The 16,033-nt window shown below is 42.9% G+C and carries 17 protein-coding genes; 3 read left to right on the forward strand and 14 right to left on the reverse strand.

Annotated elements, in window-relative coordinates; genetic code table 11:
• Nucleotides 1–34 precede the first annotated feature (34 nt).
• From I2E70_RS02645 to pepT, 3 genes are read left to right on the forward strand one after another with little or no spacing between them, the layout of a single operon-like run.
• On the forward strand, nucleotides 35–790 hold the full coding sequence (locus I2E70_RS02645; protein ID WP_195423293.1) for a LexA family transcriptional regulator: 756 nt from the start codon (nucleotides 35–37) through the stop codon (nucleotides 788–790).
• Nucleotides 787–1,608, forward strand: coding sequence for a Cof-type HAD-IIB family hydrolase (locus I2E70_RS02650; protein ID WP_195423295.1), 822 nt, complete (start codon nucleotides 787–789; stop codon nucleotides 1,606–1,608). The genes I2E70_RS02645 and I2E70_RS02650 overlap by 4 nt, the downstream gene beginning before the upstream one ends.
• A 2-nt stretch (nucleotides 1,609–1,610) precedes the next feature.
• On the forward strand, nucleotides 1,611–2,831 hold the full coding sequence (gene pepT, locus I2E70_RS02655) for a peptidase T (protein WP_195423297.1): 1,221 nt from the start codon (nucleotides 1,611–1,613) through the stop codon (nucleotides 2,829–2,831).
• 35 nt (nucleotides 2,832–2,866) lie between these two features.
• On the opposite strand, the gene I2E70_RS02660 is transcribed toward pepT, so the two are convergent.
• The 14 genes from I2E70_RS02660 to uvrB all read right to left on the reverse strand — a co-directional run bounded on the left by I2E70_RS02660 (nucleotide 2,867) and on the right by uvrB (nucleotide 15,834).
• Nucleotides 2,867–4,606 carry an ATP-grasp domain-containing protein gene (locus I2E70_RS02660; protein WP_195423299.1) on the reverse strand — a complete coding sequence of 580 codons (1,740 nt, stop codon included), beginning with the start codon at nucleotides 4,604–4,606 and terminating at the stop codon, nucleotides 2,867–2,869.
• The gene (locus I2E70_RS02665; protein WP_195423301.1) at nucleotides 4,603–5,694 is read right to left on the reverse strand and encodes a carbamoyl phosphate synthase small subunit; all 1,092 of its coding nucleotides are present in this window, start codon (nucleotides 5,692–5,694) and stop codon (nucleotides 4,603–4,605) included. The genes I2E70_RS02660 and I2E70_RS02665 overlap by 4 nt, the downstream gene beginning before the upstream one ends.
• 124 nt (nucleotides 5,695–5,818) lie before the next feature.
• The gene (locus I2E70_RS02670; protein WP_031577073.1) at nucleotides 5,819–6,742 is read right to left on the reverse strand and encodes an aspartate carbamoyltransferase catalytic subunit; all 924 of its coding nucleotides are present in this window, start codon (nucleotides 6,740–6,742) and stop codon (nucleotides 5,819–5,821) included.
• A 46-nt stretch (nucleotides 6,743–6,788) separates the two neighbouring features.
• Complete coding sequence (gene pyrR, locus I2E70_RS02675; protein WP_003001719.1) at nucleotides 6,789–7,307, reverse strand: bifunctional pyr operon transcriptional regulator/uracil phosphoribosyltransferase PyrR; 519 nt, start codon at nucleotides 7,305–7,307, stop codon at nucleotides 6,789–6,791.
• A gap of 274 nt (nucleotides 7,308–7,581) precedes the next feature.
• Nucleotides 7,582–8,205 (reverse strand): Pr6Pr family membrane protein, encoded by a 624-nt coding sequence (locus I2E70_RS02680; protein ID WP_021153316.1) that lies wholly within the window; start codon nucleotides 8,203–8,205, stop codon nucleotides 7,582–7,584.
• Nucleotides 8,206–8,249: 44 nt separating this feature from the next.
• A complete protein-coding gene (locus I2E70_RS02685) occupies nucleotides 8,250–8,585 on the reverse strand; it encodes a zinc ribbon domain-containing protein YjdM (RefSeq protein ID WP_129299215.1) in 336 nt (111 codons plus the stop codon).
• A gap of 126 nt (nucleotides 8,586–8,711) precedes the next feature.
• Nucleotides 8,712–9,464 (reverse strand): HAD family hydrolase, encoded by a 753-nt coding sequence (locus tag I2E70_RS02690; RefSeq protein ID WP_195423303.1) that lies wholly within the window; start codon nucleotides 9,462–9,464, stop codon nucleotides 8,712–8,714.
• Nucleotides 9,439–9,843 (reverse strand): PaaI family thioesterase, encoded by a 405-nt coding sequence (locus tag I2E70_RS02695; protein WP_061590603.1) that lies wholly within the window; start codon nucleotides 9,841–9,843, stop codon nucleotides 9,439–9,441. Before I2E70_RS02695 ends, I2E70_RS02690 begins: the two co-directional genes overlap by 26 nt.
• 83 nt (nucleotides 9,844–9,926) lie before the next feature.
• On the reverse strand, nucleotides 9,927–11,024 hold the full coding sequence (locus tag I2E70_RS02700) for a hypothetical protein (RefSeq protein ID WP_195423306.1): 1,098 nt from the start codon (nucleotides 11,022–11,024) through the stop codon (nucleotides 9,927–9,929).
• A 3-nt stretch (nucleotides 11,025–11,027) separates the two neighbouring features.
• Nucleotides 11,028–11,732: an ABC transporter ATP-binding protein gene (locus tag I2E70_RS02705; RefSeq protein WP_195423308.1), complete on the reverse strand. Its 705-nt coding sequence runs from the start codon at nucleotides 11,730–11,732 to the stop codon at nucleotides 11,028–11,030.
• A 291-nt stretch (nucleotides 11,733–12,023) separates the two neighbouring features.
• Nucleotides 12,024–12,491 carry an 8-oxo-dGTP diphosphatase gene (locus tag I2E70_RS02715; protein WP_173020169.1) on the reverse strand — a complete coding sequence of 156 codons (468 nt, stop codon included), beginning with the start codon at nucleotides 12,489–12,491 and terminating at the stop codon, nucleotides 12,024–12,026.
• A gap of 123 nt (nucleotides 12,492–12,614) precedes the next feature.
• The gene (locus I2E70_RS02720) at nucleotides 12,615–13,178 is read right to left on the reverse strand and encodes a hypothetical protein (RefSeq protein ID WP_049493087.1); all 564 of its coding nucleotides are present in this window, start codon (nucleotides 13,176–13,178) and stop codon (nucleotides 12,615–12,617) included.
• 30 nt (nucleotides 13,179–13,208) lie between these two features.
• Nucleotides 13,209–13,832 carry an NAD(P)H-dependent oxidoreductase gene (locus tag I2E70_RS02725; protein WP_129824596.1) on the reverse strand — a complete coding sequence of 208 codons (624 nt, stop codon included), beginning with the start codon at nucleotides 13,830–13,832 and terminating at the stop codon, nucleotides 13,209–13,211.
• Between the two features lie 13 nt (nucleotides 13,833–13,845).
• Nucleotides 13,846–15,834 (reverse strand): excinuclease ABC subunit UvrB, encoded by a 1,989-nt coding sequence (gene uvrB, locus I2E70_RS02730; protein WP_195423310.1) that lies wholly within the window; start codon nucleotides 15,832–15,834, stop codon nucleotides 13,846–13,848.
• Between the last annotated feature and the right edge of the window lie 199 nt (nucleotides 15,835–16,033).

A 16,033-nucleotide genomic window follows, 5' to 3' on the forward strand; every position in this document is an offset into this window, starting at 1 on the left:
TAATAGAAAAGGTAAATACAAGGAGGTGAGTACGTTGGCCAGAGGTCGTGGAAAAGCAAGTCCTCAAGACAAAGAGGCATTACGGATTATATCGGAAAAGATCCGAGAATTACTGAAAGAACAAGGGAAAAAGCAGATCGAATTATCTCGTATTACTGGAATTCCTGCTAGCACTTTAACTGGTTATGTAAAAGGAACTTCTCTTCCCGTTCCTGAAAATTTGGAGAAGATTGCTGCCTTTTTTCAGGTAGCAGTTGCTGAAATTGACCCTCGATTACGAAATGATTTTGTGGTCATTGATTCAGAGATTGAGAGATTGTACAAACAGCTCGATGAGGGAAATCAAGAAAATCTTCTTTCTTATGGTAAAAGTCTCTTGACCCATCAGAAAGAAAAACAGAAGATTGAAAAGCAATACCACTCTTATTTTGTCTATGATTCTTTTGCATCTTATCAAAATCAGAAACAGGCTGATATCGTCTGGTTTGATCAAAAGATCCCTTACGACTTGGCTTTTTGGATTCATACGGATTCCCTAGAGCCCAAATATGAAAAGGGAGCCGTTGTGTTAATCAAGCAAACCTACTACGATCAGGCAGGGGCTATTTATGCCATTGATTTTGATGGGCAAACTTTGATCAAACGTGTCTTTCGTGAGGCCAACGGGGTACGACTTGTTTCCCTCAATAAGAAATATAGTGATCAGATCATTCCACTAGATGAGGAACCTGGGGTGATTGGAAAAGTGATTGATGGCTTTGTTCCTCTCGATCTGGAGGAGATTAAATGATTCAATTAATCGCGATTGACTTGGACGGAACTCTCTTGCATGAAGATAAGTCGCTGTCTAAAGGCAATATTGAGGCTCTTCATAAGGCCCATGAAGCTGGCTATGACATTGTGATCTGTACGGGACGTCCCTTAGCGGGTGTCCGTCCCATCTTTGAAGAGATTGGTCTTCCGGATGGCAACTACTATATGATTATCAATAACGGCTGTACAACTTTGTCTACTAAGAATTGGGAAATCATTGGCAAGGAAGAATTAAGCCTTGAGGACATGCACCGGTTGCATGTTTTGACGAAAGATTCAGACGTCCAGCTGACCTTATTTGACATAGATCACTACCTAGTAGTCGCACCTGAAGCCAGTGAACTGGTTACGATGGATGCGGGCATTGTTAATAGTAAACCGACACCTGTCTCAGAAGAGGATCTGCCCAACCTTGTTCCTATTTTTCAAGCCATGTATGTAGGAGAGCCTTCTGCTATTTATGCCTTCCAAGCTCAGCACGAGGCTGCGTTGGAAGCCGATTTTAACACTGTTCGTTCACAGAATATCCTATTTGAAATCCTTCCTAAAGGTGCGAGCAAGGCATCTGCTCTTCAAGCATTAAGCCAAACATTAGGCTACAGCAGAGACCAGGTTATGGCTCTTGGAGATGCCAATAATGACCTTGAAATGCTTCGTTTTGCTGGCTATAGCGTCGCTATGGGAAATGGCAATGCTGCTGTCAAGGAAATAGCTGACTTCATCACCTTGACTAATGATGAGGATGGTGTGGCCCATGCTATTCACAAATTAATTGAAACTGAAAAAGGAGAATGATTATGAAATACGCAAATCTGTTGGACCGTTTTATTACCTATGTAAAGGTCAACACACGTTCAGACGAAAACTCTACAACCACTCCAAGTACCCAATCACAAGTTGATTTTGCAACCAAGGTCTTGATCCCTGAGATGAAACGCGTGGGTCTTCAAAACGTCTACTATTTGCCAAACGGCTATGCCATTGGGACACTACCAGCTAATGATCCAAGCTTTACACGCAAGATTGGATTTATCTCTCACATGGACACCGCTGACTTCAATGCGGAAAATGTCAATCCACAAATTGTTGAGAATTATGATGGGGGTGTCATTGCTCTAGGGGATTCTGGTTTCACACTGGATCCAGCTGATTTTGCTCATTTGAACAACTACAAGGGACAAACCTTGATCACGACGGACGGTACTACTCTTCTGGGAGCAGATGATAAATCTGGTATAGCTGAAATTATGACGGCTATCGAATATCTGACAGCGCATCCTGAAATCAAACATGGGGAGATCCGTGTCGGCTTTGGTCCAGATGAAGAAATCGGCGTCGGAGCCGATCAATTTGATGCAGAAGATTTTGATGTAGACTTCGCCTATACGGTTGATGGCGGTCCTCTTGGTGAGCTTCAATACGAAACCTTCTCAGCAGCTGGAGCTGAAATCACCTTCAAAGGACGCAATGTCCACCCAGGTACAGCCAAAGGTCAAATGATCAATGCCCTTCAATTGGCCATTGATTTCCATAACAAACTACCTGAAGGAGCACGTCCTGAATTAACCGAAGGCTATGAAGGCTTCTACCACTTGATGAACATTGAAGGAACTGTTGAGGAAGCAAGTGCCAGTTACATCATTCGGGACTTTGAAACTGAAAGCTTTGAGAAACGCAAAGACCTCATGACATCTATTGTGGATCAGATGAATGCTGAGCTCGGTAGCGAACGCGTTCTCCTCACCCTCAAAGATCAGTACTACAACATGAAGCAAGTGATTGAAAAAGATATGACGCCGATTACCCTTGCTAAGGAAGTCATGGAAGATCTTGGCATCACTCCAATCATTGAACCGATCCGAGGTGGTACAGATGGGTCTAAAATTTCCTTTATGGGAATTCCTACACCAAACATCTTTGCCGGTGGCGAAAATATGCACGGTCGCTTTGAATACGTTAGCCTCCAAACCATGGAACGCGCTGTTGATACCATTATCGGTATTGTAACCAAAAAATAAGTAAAAAAAGGATTCGGATAGATTGTCCGGATCCTTTATTGTAGGTTAGAAAGCTTGATAATATCTTTGACCTGATCAATGGTCTGAATTAGGTTAAGACTTGTCTCATTGATAGGCAGATAATAGACTTTATCTGCCAAAGATTCTGTAAAAGGACGATTGGTGAGTAAGATTACCTGTTGTCCTTTTTCTTTTAACTCTTGCTCCTTCTTTCGTACCTTTTGGTAAAAACTCGGGTCCCGAATTTCTAGATCATCCACTAAGACACAGGGAGCATCCAAACCGAATGATTCATTGGTCCCATTTTGGGTCAGATAATAGGCTGCTCCTGCTTTGACCTCATATAAGCCAGCTGATGGCTCAACCGGAAGAAAGGCTGGACTTGTTGCAACTTCTGCTGCTTTTTCCATTGCTACAAGGTTGGCTAGGACCTGCAAATAGACAGGTGCTAATTTACTCAAATCCAAGAGTTCCTCAAACTCAAAACCACGTTTCAGAGCCTCTAAGATATAGAAGAGCCGATGGGGCATATGACGAGCTATTTTTTGGATTAACTCATCATCGCTCATTTCTTCAGGAAAGACAGTCAGCAGTTTTTTATCTTTAATGGTTTCTAAGGCCTGTTGGTAAGCTTCATCGATCCTCTTTCCAAATCCATAAACTGCCCCATAGGAGTGAATTTGGGTATTGAGACGAGCATTCTGTGCAGCATCTGAAAAGATCGGGATCTTAAAGAAAATATAGTCTAGACTGGGTTCATAGACAGCCTTTAGATCCTGTAATAAGGGGTGAGGCAAATGCTCGAGAGAGCGCCCCAATTGCAGCTGCACGCCTTGCTCAAACAAGGAATAGCCCAAGCCCATAGAGGCCATCGAGATGCTATCTGAAGCAAATGGATTAACCTCTAAGATATAAAAAGCATAGCTCGTCGGATCCAAGGCAAACTTAATGGAGATGGCTCCTGTCAGCTTCAGATAGCGACTGATATGGATCGCCGCTTCACGAAGATTTTGAAACTCCCGGTCAGTCAGAGTGACCGCTGGCATGAATTGGTAAGAGTCACTGGAGTGGATCCCAACAGGATCAATGCTTTCAATAGAGGCAGCAAGGTAGTGATTGTCTTCGCGATCCCGTATGACTACAAAATCCAGTTCCTTAAAGCCATAGGTCGAAAACTCCAGCAAACACTGCTGACTTGGAGAGACCGAAAGTCCCATTTCTACAGCTTCGCACAAGTCATCCAGGTTATGAGCGATCTTTCGCCCTTGCCCTTGCTTACTCGCTACTGGCCAGATCATAATAGGAAATTGAATGCCTTCAGAAAACTCGATAGCTTCTCGAACCGAACCAACCAGTGCTGAAGCAGGTACCTGATAGCCCAGCTCTTGAAAGAGACGTCGTTGATCTGCCTGCTGGTAAAAAGTCCGGTAGCGTTGGAGACTCGGCCCGACAATCATGATCGATGCATCTTTGAAAAATCCAGTTTCTTCCAAACGAAACAAGAGATTCAAAATCTGTTTATCCGCAAAAGCTAGGAGCAAGCGAGATCCAGTATAAGAAAGAAGAGTCGTCCTAAGAGCATCCAGCTTGAGTTTACTAACTACAACTATATCTGCAGCTTCTTGGGTGATAGCATTTTCTTCACCCAAGTAAAGGACAAGAGCATTCCCATCCTTGGCATTGAGTTTTTGTGCTTCATTTACCGCAGCCAAAAGGCTAATATCCTGATAAGAATCTCCACACAGGAGAAGCAATTTCTGGTTTTGTTTCATCATTCCTTCTCCCTTCTACTTTCGTGAATTTTGGCATCAATCAACTCTAAAAATTCATCGTAAAAATAGAGATTTTCCCTTGGACCTGGACTCGCATCCACTTGGAATTGAACCCCTAAAATCGGTTGGTAACGATGACGAAAAGCTTCAATACTATGGTCATTGACATTTTCATGTGTGACCAATAAATCATGAGGCAGACTGTCCCTCGCTATACTATACAAGTGATTTTGACTGGTTATCTCGATTTTTCCTGTCGCAATTTCACGCACAGGTATGTTCAAGCCGAAATGACCGACTTCCATAGGGGCCAGCTCAGCGCCGTAAGCTTGTGCCAACAACTGAGCTCCCAAGCCCATGCCCCAGATCGGAATCTGACCATTGAGCTTTTTGATCAAGCGGCAAAGTTTTTTTACCTGATGGGGATCGCCTGGCCCACTGGATAAAATAACCCCATCTGGCTGCTGCTCCATCAGTTCATCATAAGAGATATCATAGGGATAGACTGTCACATTACAGTCCCTTTGACTCAGCTGGCGTAAGATAGAGTGCTTGACCCCTAGATCAATCAAGGCAATACTCTTTCCAAAACCAGGTACAGCATAGGCTGTTTTGGTCGAGACTTGACGCACTTGGTCTTTTGGAAGGACTGTCGCTCGCAACTGATCCAAGATATGCTCGATCGAATCCCCCTTATTAATAACAGTTGCCTTCATCCGTCCATACTTGCGGACAATTTTTGCAACCTGGCGGGTATCAATCCCTACAATACCAGGGATTTTTTTTCGATTCAAGAATTCATCCAAGGTCATCTGTTGCCGCCAATTGCTCGGCATCTCCACCAGATGCTGAACCACTACTGCCAGACAAGTGGGTGTAATGGATTCAGAATCATCCCGATTGATCCCTGCTGCGCCAATAACCGGAAAGGTAAAGGAGAGGATCTGGCCACTAAAAGCCTGATCCGTGATCAATTCTTGATAGCCTGTCATGGCTGTCGTAAAGACCAATTCACCAGTCACATATAAGTCTGCACCAAAGGCTTCCCCTTCAAATACAGTCCCATCCTCTAGGACCAATAATCGTTTCATCGAACCCCTCCCTTCTTTTTCACTAGTCCAATTTTATCATAGTTCCTCAAAAAAAGGAAAGTCAGATTCCATGTAGCTCTCTACTCTGTCCTCTTTCTTTCCTTTCAATGAATTGTCAGTTATCTTATTTTGCACCGCGACCTTTAAGGACGGCTTCAATGATGGCCATACGGACAAAGACACCGTTGGTCATTTGTTCTACGATGCGTGATTTAGGAGCTTCTACCAAGTGGTCCGCAATTTCAACGTCACGGTTGACTGGTGCTGGGTGCATCAAGATCGCTGTATCTTTCATACGGTCATAACGTTCTTGAGTCAAACCATGAAGACGGTGGTAGTTTTCTTTAGAGAAGAGTGATTCGTAATCATGACGTTCGTGTTGCACACGCAAGAACATCATCACATCTACATCTTCAATGACTTCATCGATAGTGACGAAGGTTCCATAGTCTTCAAATTCCGCACTTCTCCATTCGTCTGGACCTGCAAAGTAGAGGGTTGCTCCCAAACGTTTCAAGATTTGCATATTTGATTTTGCCACACGTGAGTGATCCAAGTCCCCAGCGATACAAACTTTCAAGCCATCAAAGTGACCGAATTCTTGGTAGATGGTCATCAAATCAAGCAAACTTTGGCTTGGGTGTTGACCTGAACCATCCCCACCATTGACGATAGAGGCTGTGATCGTTGGGCTTTCAACCAATTCTTTGTAGTAGTCCACTTCAGGGTGACGGATGACGCAGACATCTACTCCAAGAGCTGACATGGTCAAGATGGTGTCGTAAAGTGTTTCACCTTTGTTCACAGAGCTTGTCTTAACATCAAAGTCAAGGAGATCACATCCCAATTTCAACTCTGCCACTTCAAAGGCTTTGTGGGTACGAGTTGAAGGTTCAAAGAAAAGGTTTGAGATGATGTGTTGGTCTTCGTAGGATGCTTTAGCTCCGTTTTTGAACTCAATCCCACGTTTGATCAATGCCATTACTTCTTCATTGGTAAGAGTTTCCATTGAGACAAGGTTTTTAAGAGCGATTTGATTTTCAGACATGTTGATTCTCCTTTTATAATGTGAATACAAAAAATTTACAATTTGTTTAAGCTTCTTTGATGAGGACGCGGTCTTGACCGTCTAGCTCCACCATCTCGACAATGATTTCCTCTGACTTACTGGTCGGGATATTTTTCCCAACAAAGTCCGGACGAATCGGCAACTCCCGATGCCCACGGTCGACTAGAACCGCAAGACTTACTCGAGCAGGACGACCGTGACTGACCAGATTGTCAATGGCAGCGCGAATCGTACGACCTGTATAGAGGACGTCATCGATCAAGATGACCTCTCTATGAGCGATATCAACTGGTAAGACCGTTGTATCTTCTGTCGCCTTCATATCATCTCGGAAAGGCTTGGTATCGAGTTCTGCAACAGGGACATCAATTTGTTCCAGCTGGGAGAGGCGTTCTTGGATCCGGCGAGCAATGTAAACACCGCGCGTCTTGATCCCCACCAGCACAATCTGGCTTAAATCTTTGTTTCGTTCAATGATTTCGTAGGTGATACGGGTAATGGCCCGTTTCATCGTCAAATCATCAACGACTTCTTTGGTTTTCATTCAGTCCTCCTTAGTTGTAAAAGAAAAACCTCCTTTTTCAAGGAGGTTCAGCAAATGAATGGTCTAAGAGGATAGAGTCTCGCCCTATGGTCCTAGCCATTGTTTTTCACAGTCTCCTTGCCTGCCTCACGGGACAGGATTAAAGGATTTATTTAATTGAGATAACTATATCACAGTTTCAAACGACATGCAAGAAAAAACTCAACATTTTTCAAAAAAATTTAAAGATATGACTTTTCGTCTGAATAATGTTCGGTTTTTACTGAAAAACAGCCTATTTTCGCTTGATATTTTTGATCCCATAGAGCACATAGCCAGCCAAGAGATAGGCGATAAAGATGATCACCACCCATTTGCCCACAAAGGCCCAGCCGTATTTATTGACATTGATAAAGAAATAAGCAAAAGGACTATCTTTTGCACCTGGAATCGGCCACTTGAGGACCAAACCATTGAGAAGGGCAAAGAGCATATAAGCAAGGGGAATCAAGGTCCAAAGGAAAGGATCGAGCTTACGGTATTGCTTCGCTTTATCAACCACTAGGGTATCAAAGAAGAACATCAAAGGAACGATGTAATGACAAAGGAAGTTTTCCAAACGATAAAACTTCTCAGGTGTCGCAAGAGGCGCCAACATAAAGTGGTAGATGACAAAGGTAATCATAATAGCCATGGTCACTGCCCCCTTCATGCGAAGGTAGCCCTGGCTCTGGGTCGAACGATCACGAAGCATGCGCCAGACCATGTCTCCCATGAAGAACATGACCAACATGTTGGATAAAATGGTGTAATAAAGCATCATACCAAAGCCACCATGCTTGGTCAGTTGCAGATAAACGCCGAGCACACTTAAGATAAACAATAGAAAACGATAGCTAAACAACAGTTTGAATTTCATAGTATTCTCCTGAAAGAAAAGGGGCTAGGCCCTTCTTCTTATCTTTAGATCTTCTTCACAAATTCTGATTTGAGTTTCATTGCGCCAAAGCCATCAATCTTACAATCGATGTTATGATCGCCTTCTACAATACGGATGTTTTTCACGCGCGTTCCTTGTTTCAAATCCTTCGGTGCACCCTTGACTTTCAAATCTTTGATCAAGGTGACCGTATCGCCATCAGCCAATTTGTTTCCGTTGGCGTCAATCGCTACGACACCCTCTTCTTCTTCGACCTCAGCTGGGTTCCATTCATAAGAACACTCTGGACACACCAAGAGTGCTCCATCTTCATAGACATATTCAGAGTTACATTTTGGACAGTTTGGTAAGTTATTCATGTTTATCTCCTTATTCAAATTAACTTTCATAGTATACCATGAAAGCAAAAATTTGACAAATCCTGTTCGACTGTAGGATTTTCAAAAAAAGGAGGCAACTTGGCCTCCTTACATGGATGATATCTTTCAATCTTCTTGCAATTCTTGAATATCCCGAATCACGCGCACGCCTGCTTGATTCTTCTCGCCCAGTTCAGCATCAGAGTATGGGAAGGTATTGATCAAGATACTCTCCATGCCGATACTTTGGGCCACGGCAACATCTGTTGTAAAGTCATTCCCCACCATGACCGTTTTCTCAGGGTTCAACTGGTGTTCTTTCAGCACTTTCAAGAGGAACTCTGGCTGAGGTTTGCGAATACCTGCATCTGATGACAAGTAAATGGCATGGAAAAGTTCTCTCAAGCCTACTAAATCAATCTCAGGATTGGTAAAATCTGCTTGGGCATTGGATAAGAGATAGATCCGGCAACCTGCAGCTTTCATATCCTCTAATACTTCTTTCGTGTGAGGATAAAGCTCCAATCGTTTGCGAGAAAGGACACGGAAAGTCCGTGCAATCAAACGTCCCCACTCTTTGAGGTGGGCAACACTGTTTCCACTTGGATGACTTTCTAAATACAATTGCACAAAAATGACCGTCAGATCAATCTCAGGATGGGCAACTCGTTTTTCCTTGGCCAAGTCTTCTTCAGCTTGTTGCACCAACTCTCTATAACGCAGGCGCAGACCTTCTCCTGTGTAACTTGCCCCGTAGGATTGGTAGATCTGAGCCATGGTATTCCATAAGACTGGACTCGACTCATCCGTTTCGATGTCGACCAAGGTTCCATAAAAATCAAAAATATAGTTTTTAAATGCGTACTTGTGCGGATTCATCTCTCACTCCCGTAACAAACATGGTAAAGGTTGCCTTGCAGACATTGACACCGTCTTGATTGGTAATATCTACATCCACAACTCGAGTCGTCCGTCCACTGTGGACACATTCGCCATGGATCGTGAGGACATCCCCCAGACGCCCTGCTTTCAAGTAATTGATGGAGGATTGCAAGGTCACACCATCGACCCCCTGAGAAACTACGACCAAACCACTGACTTGATCACACAGGGTAAAGAGATAGCCTCCGTGCGCATTTCCATAATAATTGAGCGATGATTCCACGACCTTGGTTGTCACCACTACATGGCCATCTCTCATCTTTTCGATTTCGTAATTTTCAAATGCAGCAATTGCATCAAAGTGAAAATCTTTCATATACTTGCCACCTTTTCTAGCATCTTTTCAACTCCTCTATCATACTACAATTAAGGTATAGATACAAGCGAAGGAGCAATTCCTTAGAAACAGAAAAGGAGACTCCAACTAAGTAAGAAGACGATACTAGGAACAATGTATTTTCGTGGATGCTTCCAACATTCCCTCTTTAAATTCCATTTTCTTAAAGGGAAAAAGATTTCAATAAGTAAGTGCAAAAAAGCTTCCACTACTGCTAGAATCATGACTCCTAGTAAAAATAGAATCCCCAAGTCAGGCATGACCACCATTTTTAATAATAGAGCAACAAATAGATTCACAGCTAAGAAATAAGTCAGCAATACTCGGTAATACATCAAGTAAAAGAATCGACTCTTAGGAAGGGACTTAACATGAACAATCAAATCTTTATCCGCGGAAATGAGGGTGGTTAATGGCGTATTGACAGAAGCCATCGTTAAAAGAATGATGATTTTTAAAGGAGCATCATAATCCTGTATCAGAATGAGAAGGAGGAAGATGAGAGTAAAGACAAAATTGATGGAAAAATAGCGCTCTTGAAACAAGGAAAGCAAAAAATAATTGCCACTTCTTCTCTTTGCGACGAGCAACTGATCATTTTTTGAAATCGCGACCAGGTCCTCATTTTTAAAAATTAAGACAGCAAGGAGGGCTGAAAGTAAGATCATATAGGACACTTGTTGAATCCATAAAGAAGATGCTGTAAGAACAGTCGTTACAAAAATGAGCACTCCTCCTAGAAGACTTGGCCTGGTATTGAACTGGATAAAGATATAAAACACACTCAATACCACCAGTAAAGAAAGGAGGACCAGCTTAAAGGATTGTAGCAGGTCTAACCTGACTCCTAAAAAGAGGATCAATAACAGCACGCGCTCTAGTAAATTGAGAAGAAAGGTTACCGTCAGAAAAGACCCTTTAAAACGATTGAGAGACAAAGGAAGCTGGTAGTAGGCCTGGACCCTGTCCATCGAAAAGTAGGAATACAGCAATTGAAAGGTTGATAGAGCAGTAACAATAGCCGTACTGATCAACAAGACTTGAAAGCTCGTAGAAAATTTTGCCCCAACAAGATAGTAATAAAGAGCAAAGGCTAAGGAAGTCAAGAACAAGAAGAGCCGATTTTTGGATACCACATCTCTAAAAATTGCTAGTAGCATGTTCTACCCCCTCTGACGATTGACGTCATGAAACCAATCTTCTAAATTCGATTCGATCGCGTCTAGGTGACCATCTTCAATAGTATAAGCTGTATCACAGACCCGAACGATACTCTCTGCGATATGCGAACTCATCAGAATAGAGCCTTCTTCTTTATACTGCAATAGCAAACCATATAGAAATTCTGTCGCATCAAAATCAAGGCCATCAAATGGTTCGTCCAAAATAAGGAGGGTAGGTTTGAGATAAAAAGCTGTGATCAAGAAGACTTTCTTCTTATTTCCCGTTGACAAACTACCAATGTCTGTGTTGAGAAACTCTTCAAAATGAAAGCCTGAGATCAGGTCCTGCAATAACGTTTCATCTCTCTTTCGATGATACAAACGACAGACAAAATTAAAATAATGAACAAAATCCCAGTTTAAAAAACTATTGTTTTCAGTAAAAACTGTATAGGTACGGCTCTTATAGAAATTCGTATGAAAAGAGGTCGCCTTGTCTTCTATGGTAACAGTCTCAACTGCATACTGCCGATGATCAAAGACACTACTTAAAGCTTTTAGCAAGGTTGTCTTCCCAGCTCCATTTCGACCAATCAACCCCACTACAGAATGATTGGGTACAAGCAAATTCGTGTCTTTTATAACGGGCTTGTCTTTTTTATACCAAACGTTTAGCCCCCTGATGTTTAAACACTCACTCTTCATCGACGCACTCCTTTATAAAGGTAAGAAGCCCCAACTAAAAGCAACAGCAAAGCGTATAACCATTCCTTTTGAAAGGCAAAGACTAAGGCACCGATCAAGAAGCAAATTCCTATTAGAATTCTAAATTGTAATTTCATATCTTGCCTTCTTTCTATTCACAGTATGAAAGATTACAATTGTATTTTATGCTTATACTATAGTACTTTTTCTGAGCAGATTCAAGCACGAATGAAATATTCTTTCTTCTTTTACCTTTCAAGCAAAAAAAGCTAGATCCCTCTAGCCCTTTGCTTAAAATCTTAATTTTTCCCAATCATCGTCTGTTCGTTTACGATAATAGTACTCGGACAAATCTGGGTCTTCCATCACTTCCAGCAGAGGAAGCATATCGTAGGATAAATCCAACTTTTCTAATTGATCCTTCTCAACCCAATAAACTTCTCCTTCTTCAGACGATCTTAGCTGGCCTGTAAATTCTGTCGCTTTGTAGCAAAAGACGATGTAGCGGCCGCCCTCATCTTGTGGCCAGTCTTTGACTGCGACCAGTTTTGGATTTGTAATTGTAAGTCCTGTCTCTTCGTAGATTTCACGAATGACGGATTCTACAAGGCTTTCTCCTTCTTCGATATGGCCACCTGGAAAAGCATAGCCAGCCCAGTGAGTCTTTTCAGGTGAGCGGTATTGGAGGACTACTTTCCCATTTTCAAGATCTTCGACCATGCAAAGATTGCACAGTATAGTAGGCGTTGTACGTGACATATATTTCCTTTCTATCATGTAATTCATTCATCAAAATAAACTTTTTTCTTTATCTCCTTATTCATCACAAAGGGATTCACCAACTCATGGTATTCATCAAAAATATCCAAAAGAAAGCCTCTCTCAAAGACAATGGTCTTCTTTTTTATCGAATTTTCCGACCTTATTTCTCTTATTTTTCCTCAATTTTATTATGAATAAGATCAAGGCCGCTAGAATGAAGAAGATCGCATAGGTCACGATAGGAAACCAGATGTATTTCAGATTCAAGGTGTAAAGTGCTGGAATATAATCTCCCATACGTCGTCCTTTGATCCCAAACCCAATATGCACAACAGACGTAATTGCATTCACGTACAAAAAGACGGTTGCGAAAAATTCAATGGAAGCTCGGTCTTCTTTCTGCACTCGAAAGACATTAAAATATAATCCATTCAGCAATAAATATAGATTCATAAATAAGGGAAATAGATAATTAAAATCACGGTAAGTCCTTGGGATTAGATGATTGTCAAAAAGAAAGACACCTAGGGTAGCTCCCATTGACAAAAACATGATAAAATCCAAAAGCATACCAATACCTGAATGCTTTTCAAGCCACAGGTTTAAGCGAACTAACCAGCTTCTTTTACTCTTTATTTTATTTTGATGGTTGACCTTCTTTACAGTATTTTTCTTCTGCTTCATTAACCTCATTTCCTAACGTTAAGGATTTACTCAGAGTTTTTTCATTTCTGCTGCTACCTTTTGGAGATGGTGTTCCCGCATGCTAGCGGTGTTCACATCCCGGCCGACTTCTCCCAAGATACAGACGCGCTTGGTTTTGATCCCACAGTGGTTCAAGACGGCATTCTTCAAAACAGAGATACCATAACTATCCGGAATGTTGAGAGGACCTGAAAAGATCTTGTACCACCAAGTAGGCGCCATGGAGGTCGCATATATACTAGCTGTTTTCCCTTTGAGCAACTTCTTGAATTGCTTGCCTCTGAGGTAATTCCAGATAAAGCTGCCCTGATCATTAGCCGAGTAAGCAATCCCAGGTGTGAAGACCCGATCAATCCAACCTTTCATGAGGCTCGGCATACTGCTCCACCAGATGGGATAGACAAAGATCAGGTGGTCCGCCCACTGGATCCATTCTTGAGAACGAAGGATAAAGGAATCTTCCTCCATCCGCTTTCGGTAACCATAGCGAAGGACCGGATCAAAGTCCTCTTCATTGAGACTGATCACTTGGAGCTCGTGGCGATTTGAGTCAATAGTTTCGACAATGGTTTGAAAAATAGCCTGACAGTAACTTTCCTTATCCGGGTGTCCATTGATGACTAAAATTTTCATACTTTCCCTCCGCTTAATCCAAAGCCTTGACTTCCAACATCCTATCGCGGATTTGCGCTGCCAGCTCGAAATCAAGCACTTCGACTGCTTCTTGCATTTGACCTTGCAGTTTCTTGACTAGTTCCTTGCGCTCTTGGCGGTTGAGACTGGTAATATCCACTTCCTTGTCCTCTTCCTTGTCCACCGCCTTGGTAACAGAGATCAGGTCACGGATTTCCTTCTTGATGGTTTGTGGAACAATGCCATGTTCTTCATTATAAGCCATCTGGATTTTCCGACGGCGAGCTGTTTCATCAATGGCTTTTTGCATAGACTGGGTCATGGTGTCCGCATACATGATGACGTGACCCTCACTATTACGGGCAGCACGACCGATGGTCTGGATAAGCCCACGTTCATTACGGAGGAAGCCTTCCTTATCCGCATCGAGAATAGCAACCAGACTGACTTCAGGTACGTCAATCCCTTCACGAAGGAGGTTGATACCGACCAAGACATCAAAAACGCCCAAACGCAAATCACGGATGATTTCTGTCCGCTCCAAGGTCTTAATGTCCGAGTGCATGTATTTGACCTTGACCCCCATTTCCTTGAAGTAATCGGTCAAGTCTTCCGCCATCTTCTTGGTCAGGGTGGTAACAAACGTCCGCTCTCCCCGTTCTACACGCACATTGATTTCACCCAAGAGATCGTCCATTTGACCCATGGTCGGACGCACTTCCACCTCAGGATCGAGTAGACCTGTCGGACGAATGATCTGCTCGATGACAGTATCCGTTTGTTCCATCTCATAATCACCCGGTGTCGCAGATACATAAACAATCTGGTGGACATGGCTTTCAAACTCCTCACGACGCAGTGGCCGGTTATCTAAGGCTGACGGCAAACGGAAACCATAGTTGACTAGCATTTCCTTGCGCGAGCGGTCTCCATTGTACATGCCCTTGATCTGTCCCATGGTCATGTGACTTTCATCGATCATAATGAGGAAATCTTCTGGGAAGAAGTCAAGAAGGGTGTAAGGAGGCTCTCCTTCACTCCGGCCATCCATGTGACGAGAGTAGTTTTCAACCCCATTGGTGTAGCCCATCTCCCGCAGCATTTCAATATCATACTCGGTCCGTTGTTTTAGACGCTGAGCTTCCAAGAGCTTGCCTTCTTTTTCAAAAACCTTTAACTGCTCTTCAAGTTCCGCTTGAATCTTGGCAATAGCTACTTCCATATGGTCGTCATTGGTCACGAAGTGAGTGGCTGGGAAAATAGCCAAGTGGTCCACATCTCCCAGAACTTGGCCCGTCAGAGCTTCAATCTCACGAATCCGCTCAATCTCGTCCCCGAAAAACTCCACCCGGAAGGCATGTTCATCACGCGAAGCTGGGAAAATCTCCACCACGTCCCCACGAACACGGAATTTCCCCCGTTGAAAGTCAATGTCATTGCGCTCAAACTGGATGTCCACCAGGTCATTGAGCAGTTTATCACGAGAAATCTCCAGACCCGGGCGTAAGCTGACCACGCTATCGGCATATTCCTTAGGCGAACCCAAACCATAGATACAAGAGACAGAGGCCACAACAATCACATCGTTACGCTCCAACAAAGCTGATGTTGCGGAGTGACGAAGCTTGTCAATCTCATCATTGACAGAGCTATCTTTTTCGATATAAGTATCGCTCGATGGCACATAGGCTTCTGGCTGGTAGTAATCATAGTATGAGACGAAGTACTCAACCGCATTCTCTGGAAAGAATTCCTTGAACTCTCCATAGAGCTGGCCCGCTAGCGTTTTATTGTGGGCGATAACCAGGGTCGGTTTATTGACTTGGGCAATAACCTGGCTCATAGTATAGGTCTTCCCCGTACCAGTCGCTCCCATCAGGATTTGCGCCTTCTCGCCACCCTCGATGTTATCCACCAACTGTTCAATGGCCTGCGGTTGATCCCCAGACGGTTGGTATTTGGATACTAGTTTAAATTTGTTATCAGTTACTCGATTAATCATCTCTTTGTCCTCACATATATAGACCTTATTTTACCATAAATCACTAGAATTCTCTGAGATGAGGAATGAAAGGGAAAACAACATATTACAAAATAATTAATTGGACACGCATTAGAGTGAAAACTAAACAAGACTCTCGCAATTACTTCGAAAGTCTTGTCTTTTATTCTAAAACAATGCAATACGTAATAAACTTCAG

It is taken from the genome of Streptococcus parasanguinis (assembly GCF_015556095.1).
Lineage (GTDB): Bacteria > Bacillota > Bacilli > Lactobacillales > Streptococcaceae > Streptococcus > Streptococcus parasanguinis_Q.

Excerpts from the sequence above, each read along its gene's own strand:
- pepT (WP_195423297.1), top strand. The coding sequence starts at position 1,611 with ATGAAATACGCAAATCTGTTGGACCGTTTTATTACCTATGTAAAGGTC.
- I2E70_RS02705 (WP_195423308.1), bottom strand. The coding sequence starts at position 11,732 with ATGAAGAGTGAGTGTTTAAACATCAGGGGGCTAAACGTTTGGTATAAA.
- I2E70_RS02725 (WP_129824596.1), bottom strand. The coding sequence starts at position 13,832 with ATGAAAATTTTAGTCATCAATGGACACCCGGATAAGGAAAGTTACTGT.
- I2E70_RS02720 (WP_049493087.1), bottom strand. The coding sequence starts at position 13,178 with ATGAAGCAGAAGAAAAATACTGTAAAGAAGGTCAACCATCAAAATAAA.
- I2E70_RS02685 (WP_129299215.1), bottom strand. The coding sequence starts at position 8,585 with ATGAATAACTTACCAAACTGTCCAAAATGTAACTCTGAATATGTCTAT.
- I2E70_RS02650 (WP_195423295.1), top strand. The coding sequence starts at position 787 with ATGATTCAATTAATCGCGATTGACTTGGACGGAACTCTCTTGCATGAA.
- I2E70_RS02680 (WP_021153316.1), bottom strand. The coding sequence starts at position 8,205 with ATGAAATTCAAACTGTTGTTTAGCTATCGTTTTCTATTGTTTATCTTA.
- I2E70_RS02665 (WP_195423301.1), bottom strand. The coding sequence starts at position 5,694 with ATGAAACGATTATTGGTCCTAGAGGATGGGACTGTATTTGAAGGGGAA.
- I2E70_RS02660 (WP_195423299.1), bottom strand. The coding sequence starts at position 4,606 with ATGATGAAACAAAACCAGAAATTGCTTCTCCTGTGTGGAGATTCTTAT.
- I2E70_RS02670 (WP_031577073.1), bottom strand. The coding sequence starts at position 6,742 with ATGTCTGAAAATCAAATCGCTCTTAAAAACCTTGTCTCAATGGAAACT.
- I2E70_RS02700 (WP_195423306.1), bottom strand. The coding sequence starts at position 11,024 with ATGCTACTAGCAATTTTTAGAGATGTGGTATCCAAAAATCGGCTCTTC.
- I2E70_RS02715 (WP_173020169.1), bottom strand. The coding sequence starts at position 12,491 with ATGTCACGTACAACGCCTACTATACTGTGCAATCTTTGCATGGTCGAA.
- uvrB (WP_195423310.1), bottom strand. The coding sequence starts at position 15,834 with ATGATTAATCGAGTAACTGATAACAAATTTAAACTAGTATCCAAATAC.
- I2E70_RS02695 (WP_061590603.1), bottom strand. The coding sequence starts at position 9,843 with ATGAAAGATTTTCACTTTGATGCAATTGCTGCATTTGAAAATTACGAA.
- pyrR (WP_003001719.1), bottom strand. The coding sequence starts at position 7,307 with ATGAAAACCAAAGAAGTCGTTGATGATTTGACGATGAAACGGGCCATT.
- I2E70_RS02690 (WP_195423303.1), bottom strand. The coding sequence starts at position 9,464 with ATGAATCCGCACAAGTACGCATTTAAAAACTATATTTTTGATTTTTAT.